General features: G+C 43.6%; 2 protein-coding genes. Both read right to left on the bottom strand.

What is annotated here, in order from left to right; translation table 11 throughout:
* Positions 1-2916 (bottom strand): lamin tail domain-containing protein (locus GSF09_RS03160; RefSeq protein ID WP_159799480.1); only part of this gene is annotated, 2916 nt, incomplete at its 3' end.
* A 186-nt stretch (positions 2917-3102) separates the two neighbouring features.
* A complete protein-coding gene (locus GSF09_RS03155; protein ID WP_159799479.1) occupies positions 3103-7224 on the bottom strand; it encodes a gliding motility-associated C-terminal domain-containing protein in 4122 nt (1373 codons plus the stop codon).
* Positions 7225-7229 lie beyond the last annotated feature (5 nt).

Raw genomic sequence — 7229 nt, 5'->3', positions numbered from 1 at the left:
AAAAGTAACACAGCCGTTTTGGTCGGTTGCCGTTATGGTATAAGTACCTCCGGATAAATTATTAAAAACAGGTGAAACCTGTGGCGGGTTGCTGTCAAGTGTATAAGTATAATTAGCTCCTGTAGGTACAGTAACAGTAATACTTCCCAAAGCGGTACAGGTTTCATCAACAGGACTTGCCTCTAAAGCAGGCAGTGCGGGAGGTGCGTTTATAATAAAAGTTTCAGTTGAAATACACCCGTTGCCATCGTCAGCAGTTACAGTGTAGCTGCCCGCAGCCAGATTGTTAAATACGGGTGAAGCTTGCGGCGGGTTGCTGCCCAGCGTATAGGTATAGCTGCTGCCTGTAGGGGCAGTAACAGTAATACTTCCTAAAGCGGTACAGGTTTCATCAACAACATCGGCTGCTAATGGTATAGGGCCTGTACCCGGATTAACTGTATAGGAGTTAAAAGATATACATCCGTCTGAAGCGTGGGCTGCAATAATATAGTTGCCCGGGGCAAGGTTATCAAAAACCGGGGATGCCTGTTGTGCGCCGCCATCTTTACTATAAGTATAATTAAGCCCTACAGGATTTATAACCTCTATACTGCCGGTACCGTCACATCCGGCAGGAGTGATATCTACGGTTAATACAGGGGCAACAGGGGCTGGATTTATGGTAAAAGTACCCGTTGATATACAGTCCACACCGTTACTTGCTGTTATGGTATAAGTATCGGGAGTTAAACTGCTGAACAGTGGTGAGGATTGAGGCGTACCTCCATTTATACTATACATATAACCCGTGCCTGCAGGGTTTGTTATATTTATACTTCCTGTAGCATTGGTACAATCAGTCTGAATAATATCTGCTGTCATTACAGGCGCTACAGGTGCATTATTTATAACCACTGTTTTTTCAGGAGATTCGCACCCCGAAGTATTTTTTACTTTAATTGTATACGTATCAGGAGTTAAATTATTAAAAACAGGAGAGGTTTGGTACGGGTTATTGTTAATACTGTAGCTGTATATAGTAGGGTCAACAGGATTTGTAACAGTTATAGTACCTTCCGTTTCACCACAGCCCGGGTGTGTTACCGTAACATCCGGTTCCGGCAGGGCAGGAAGCGGCGGGTCAACAACAACAACTGTAACTGCAGATATACATCCTGATGCATTTTTTACGGTTACGTTATATGAACCCTGCGGTATCATAGGGAATACCGTACCGGATTGGTATGGGCCACCGATACTGTATGTTAGTCCTGTACCGGTTGGACTTGTAATAATAATATTTGTAGTTGTTGCGGTACAGCCCGGTTGTACAACGGGTGCTACTACAGGCTGGGCTGGCGGTGGCAGTATGTATAATTGCGCAGCATTGGTTATTAAAGTACATGATGAAGACGTAAGCACACAGTAATACTGGTTACCGTTAAAAGATGCGGGTGCATTTATAATATTTAATGTTGCGCTGGTTGCGCCTGAGTAATTCGGCCCGTTGGTAACATTTACCCATACGCCCGAACTGTTTAATACCTTCCATTGATACGTATAAGGCCCATTGGCAGCAGAAGCTGAAAATGTAGTGGATGCATTTTGGCATATTGTCCTGTCCAGCGGGTGGTTAATGTTTGGTACTGCACCATTAACATTACCCGGATTATGCATTCCAACATTATTACAATCCTCATTAGCAGTAATATTCCAGTCGGCAGCACTATAGTTTGCTTTTGGGGCCTGTACATCAGGATTTCGTATTACGGTATATCCTTTTCCTGCGCGCCCGCGGGCTACATCAATAATAGTTCCGTTTTTCCGCAGCTTAAACTCATCATCCTCATTAATACCATTCCATGAAAATGCACCCGGAGAGCCGCTTATGCCGCAATCATTGCTGCCGCCGCAGCGTATAATGTGAGTCCCTCCAGGGGCAATAGAGCCTGTAAGTGCAGAGACATATCCGCTAACGGGCGTTGCGTTACCGGAATTATCATAATCCTGATACCTTTCCAGTACATATTGTCCTGTAAAATTTATTGTTGTACTGCCGGGATTATATATTTCAATTAAGCCTGGGTCGCCGGGCGTTTCATCATAAATTTCCGATATATATATTTCTCCCTGGGCACAGCTTGAGTCCAGCAGGTTAAAACTGCTGTTTGCGCTATTGCAGCCGCCTGATGTCAATACTGTTATTTCACCTGAAGTTACTCCCGCAGGCACTTCTGCTTCAATCAATGAATCTGAAACTACAGTAAAGTTAGCCGTAATGCCGTCAAACTGAACAGCAGATGCACCTGTAAACCCAGAACCGTTTATTGATACAATTGTGCCCTCAGGGCCGGATGCAGGGGAGAATGAAGTAATTGCGCCTCCGTTACAATTGGATGTTAAACTACCTTCCAGTGTAAAATCATCCAGCCTTACATTTCCATTGCCGGATGCCATTGTCATAGTTATTTCTATAGTTACTGTACCTGTTAACCCCGTTAATGACAAAGGGAAATAACTTGATGCGCCGGGGGGAGTTATTGCGCCACTGCTAACATTTGTACCATTAATTGACATCTGCCAGGTTTGCGGGCCTGAATTACTGCGGCGCGACCAGAAACTGCCTGAAGTTAAATTTAGCTGGTAACCTGAATTAACCTGGAAAGTTAACTTTACAGTTGTTGTACCGGGGGCGTTATACAATTGTATTGCCTGGCCTGTTGCACCTGAACTGTTAGTCCAGGCATCTGTACTGTTAGTCCATGAAGAACCTGAGAGGTTTGGATTTATTATATTGGGCGCTTCGGTATAGGGATGCGCTGAAATTGGAGCTATACCAAAATTATGCTGGTAAATTATTTGTGCATGTGCAGTTAAGGAAAACAGCAGGACAAAAAAAAATCCGCAGCAAATAAGTTTAGTAATTCTATTCATTACCGTGTGTGTGATTTTTAAGAAAGGTTTAACAAAACAAAAGTAAAAGTATTTCTAAATAATCTCATTATCAAAACATTATTTAACAAACGGTATATGGTTATGTAAAAGTTACTAAAGTGTAAACAAAAAGAAAAGCCGCTTATTAAGCGGCTCATCCTTATGTAATTATAATTTTTTTAAAATTTATTCTTCCCTGTTGACATATATCCAGCCTGTGCGTGGCTTGCCAACAGTTTCAATCATATAGTAGTAAGTACCTGTAGGAAGTTCATCACCGTTATCAGACTGGCCATGCCACTCTTTAGTATAATTATTCCTGCTGTACACTTCTTTACCATACCTGTTGAATATTATCAGCTTCCTTGCGTTAAGGCCTGTCAGGTCAAAACTATCATTCTTAGCATCATTGTTAGGGGATATACCGCGCGGTATGCTGCAAATAACACCATCTACGGTAAAATCATAAGTACCTTCACATCCTCCGGCATTAGTTACGGTTACCCTTATTGTTAGCGGATAATCGTCAGCATCAAAATTATTGTTTGCAACATATTGTGTTACATTAAATGTGCTTTCACTTCCCGGTAAAACATTTCCTGATGCGTCTTCCCATACAAATGTTGCTGTTCCGTCAAAAGAATTATTAACAGGTAATGCCTCAAGTATATAATTTTTACCTGATGGGGTATCCCTGCATTCCTGTATTCCGGTTACAGAAGGTAGTGTTCCTGTAGAACCTGTAATAGTAAATGTGGCAGAAGTTGTACAACCGTTGGCATCTTCTGCTGTTAAAGTATAAGTTCCTGCGGTAAGTCCTGTAAATTCAGCAGAAGCCTGCGGAGTGCCTCCATCAAGGCTGTACATAAATGTACCGCCTGTAACTGGCTGTGTAACTGTTAAGCTACCCGCTGCGCTGCAGGTTGCATTTTCTACATCGGCCAGAAGTGCTGGCAATACCGGGGCAGCATTTATTGTAAAAGTGCCGGTATAAGTACAAGTTCCATCAGTCGCCACAATAGTATAGCTATCTGCTGTAAGCCCGTTAAACACAGGTGAATTTTGAGGTGTACCTCCGTTAATGGTATAGGTATAAGTATTCCCTACAGGAGACTGAACCGTGATGCTGCCAAGCGATGTACAGGTTACATCCTGTTCATCAGCTATAACATTAACAGCAGGGGCAGGGTTTACAGTAAAGGTTTCAGTAGAAATACATCCGCTTCCGTTATCAGCCGTAATTGTATAAGTATCGGCAGCAAGCCCGTTAAATACAGGTGAAGCCTGAGGCGTACCACCGTTTATACTATAGGTGTATGTTCCGCCGGTAGGCTGGGTTACGGTTATGCTGCCCTGTGCGCTGCATGTAACATCTGCCACATTAGCCAGTAAAGCAGGAGCTGCCGGTGCAGGGTTTACAGTAAAGGTTTCAGTAGAAATACATCCGCTTCCGTTATCTGCGGTAACTGTATAAGTATCGGCAGCAAGGTTACCGAATACAGGTGAAGCCTGAGGCGTACCTCCATTAATAGTATAAGTATAAGCTCCGCCGGTAGGCTGGGTTACAGTTATGCTTCCCAATGCACCACAAACCTCATCTACCACGTCAGCCAATAAAACAGGGGCAGCAGGTGCAGGGTTTACCGTAAAGGTTTCAGTAGAGATACATCCGCTTCCGTTATCAGCCGTAACTGTATAAGTATCGGCAGCAAGGTTGCCGAATACCGGTGAAGCCTGAGGCGTACCGCCATTAATAGTATACGTATAAGTTCCGCCTGTAGGCTGGGTTACGGTTATGCTTCCCAATGCACCACAAACCTCATCTACTACGTCAGCCAATAAAACAGGGGCAGCAGGTGCAGGGTTTACCGTAAAGGTTTCAGTAGAAATACATCCGCTTCCGTTATCTGCGGTAACTGTATAGGTATCGGCAGCAAGGTTGCCGAATACAGGTGAAGCCTGAGGTGTACCGCCATTAATAGCATAAGTGTATGTTCCGCCTGTAGGCTGGGTTACAGTTATGCTTCCCAATGCACCACAAACTTCATCTACCACGTCAGCCAGTAATACAGGCGGCGTAGGTGCGGCATTAATAGTAAACGTTTCTGTATAAGTACATCCACTTCCATTATCCGCTACAATTGTATAAGTGTCGGCTGAAAGGTTTTCAAATATAGGCGAAGCCTGGGGTGCACCTCCGTTTAATGTGTAGGTGTAAGTAGCTCCTGTTGGGTTTGTAACAGTTATGCTTCCCAAACCACCGCAGGTTTCATCTTCTAAATCTGCGGTTACTACTACTGTTGCAGGGCCGTTAATAGTATATGTTTCTGTCAGTACACAGCCTACACCGTCATCTACTGTAACAGTATAAGTGTCGGCAGCTAAGCCTGTAAATTCAGGAGTTGATTGTGGTGTTCCACCATTAATGCTGTAAGTATAGGTACCACCCATTGGGCTTGTAACCGTAAGGCTTCCTAATGCATTACAGGTTTCATCCTGTGTTGTTGCTGTTAGTACAGGCCCCTGTATTGTTACAGGCATTATGGTTTCGCAGCCGGTAGCCGAACGTATAATTAAAGTATATTCAGCTTCAATAAGACCTGTATAAATAGTATTAGCGCTAAAAGTCATACCGCCGTTTATACTGTAGGTTAGTCCTGTACCAATAGAAGGTGTAATTGTAAAGCCTCCCAGGTTAAGTGTACAGTCAAAAGTTGTAGCTACCGCAACAATTGGAAGTGGTGAAACGGTCAGCTGAACCGCTTCTGTAATAAGTGTACAATCCCCCGAAACAATTTCGCAGTAATATTGTGTGTTATTTAATTCAAGAGCAGCGTTTACAGTAAGTGTGGCAGTATTACCGCCTGCATAATTGGCACCGCTTACATTAACCCAGTTGCCACTGTCATTTAAAAACTTCCACTGGTAAGTAAAACCTGTACCGTCTATCTGTACAGTAAATGTAGCTGTTTCATCCTCGCAAACACTTTCGCTTACAGGCTGCTGTGTAATTTCACCCGGTGGCGGCAGTGTTATAGGGTCAGCAAGGTGTTGCCCTAGGTCTGCACAGTTTTCATCACCAAATACATTCCAGTCATTTACATCAAAAGCAGCTTTAGGAGCTATTGCACCCGGTTTTCTTATCAGGGTATAGCCACGGCCGGATGTTTGTCCGGTGCCTAAAGGTATCTCTACATTATCTATAACTACATTATTCTTCAGCAATTCAAACTCATCATTTTCATTAATACCATTTTCAAGGTCAAAATCGCCAATAATGTTACAAGTGTCACTATTGTTCATGTTAATGGTAACCAAAAACGTATCCTCAGGGCCTATAGTACCTGATAATATCATATTATAAAAACTTGGTGCATTCTGCGGGTCACCAATTTCACCATACCTTAAAAGGCGGTACCCGTTAAGGTTAACCGGGCTGCCCGAAGGGTTATATAATTCTATGGCTCCCGGTGTACCGCCCAGTTTATCATATATTTCGGAAATATAAATTTCCTGCGGTGCAGGGGGACAGTCAGTGGCAAAAAAAGTAAAAGGAGTAGCCGAAACGCCATTGCATGAAGCACCTGTACTAACTGATATTGGGCCAGTTGATGTTCCAACAGGTACAAGTGCCTTAAGTTCCGTATCTGAAACTACGGTAAAGCCCGCAGCCTCAACTCCATTAAATTTTACAGAGGTAACTCCGTCTTCAAAACCGGTTCCTGTAAATGTTACCAAGGTACCTGCCGGGCCCGAAGTTGGAATGAAAGATGAAACTGAAGGTGCCTGTGTACAAGGGGCATCAGATATAGTACCATATAAAGTAAAATCGTCAAGATAAACAGTACCCGCACCTGTAGCATTGTTATTTAAGGTAAATGTTACGGTAACTGTGCCTGTTAAGCCGGTTACCGGGGCAGCCACATTTGTTTGCCCTATAGCGCTTCCCGTTGTAGGGATAGAGCTGTTGTTATAAACTGTAGTGCCGTTAATTGCCATGCTCCAGTTTGGTGCAGCCGAAGGCGTGCGCCTTCTCCAGAAATTAAAAGATGTAATATCCAGCAGTTTTCCTGTTGCCACATTAAAATTTAGCGTTATTGTGGTTGTAGGTGTGGTAGAGCCAACAACTGTTTCCACAAGAATTGCCTGCCCTGTTGCTCCTGTTGAAGAAAGCCAGTTGCCCCTGCTGTTTGTCCATGTTGATCCTGTTATTGCAGGATTGGCCGAAAGCGGGGCCGCAGTATAAGGGTAAGTTATGGGCGCAGTGTCAAAATTATGTACGTATACCTGCGCTTTAGTAGTGTACATACCCG

It is taken from the genome of Flavobacterium sp. MK4S-17 (assembly GCF_009848495.1).
Taxonomy (GTDB): Bacteria; Bacteroidota; Bacteroidia; order Flavobacteriales; family Flavobacteriaceae; genus Flavobacterium.
This window is presented reverse-complemented; position numbering and strand designations above follow the sequence as displayed.

Bases quoted from the DNA above. Each gene is read 5' to 3' on its own strand.
- GSF09_RS03155 (WP_159799479.1), bottom strand. From the start codon at position 7,224: ATGTACACTACTAAAGCGCAGGTATACGTACATAATTTTGACACTGCG.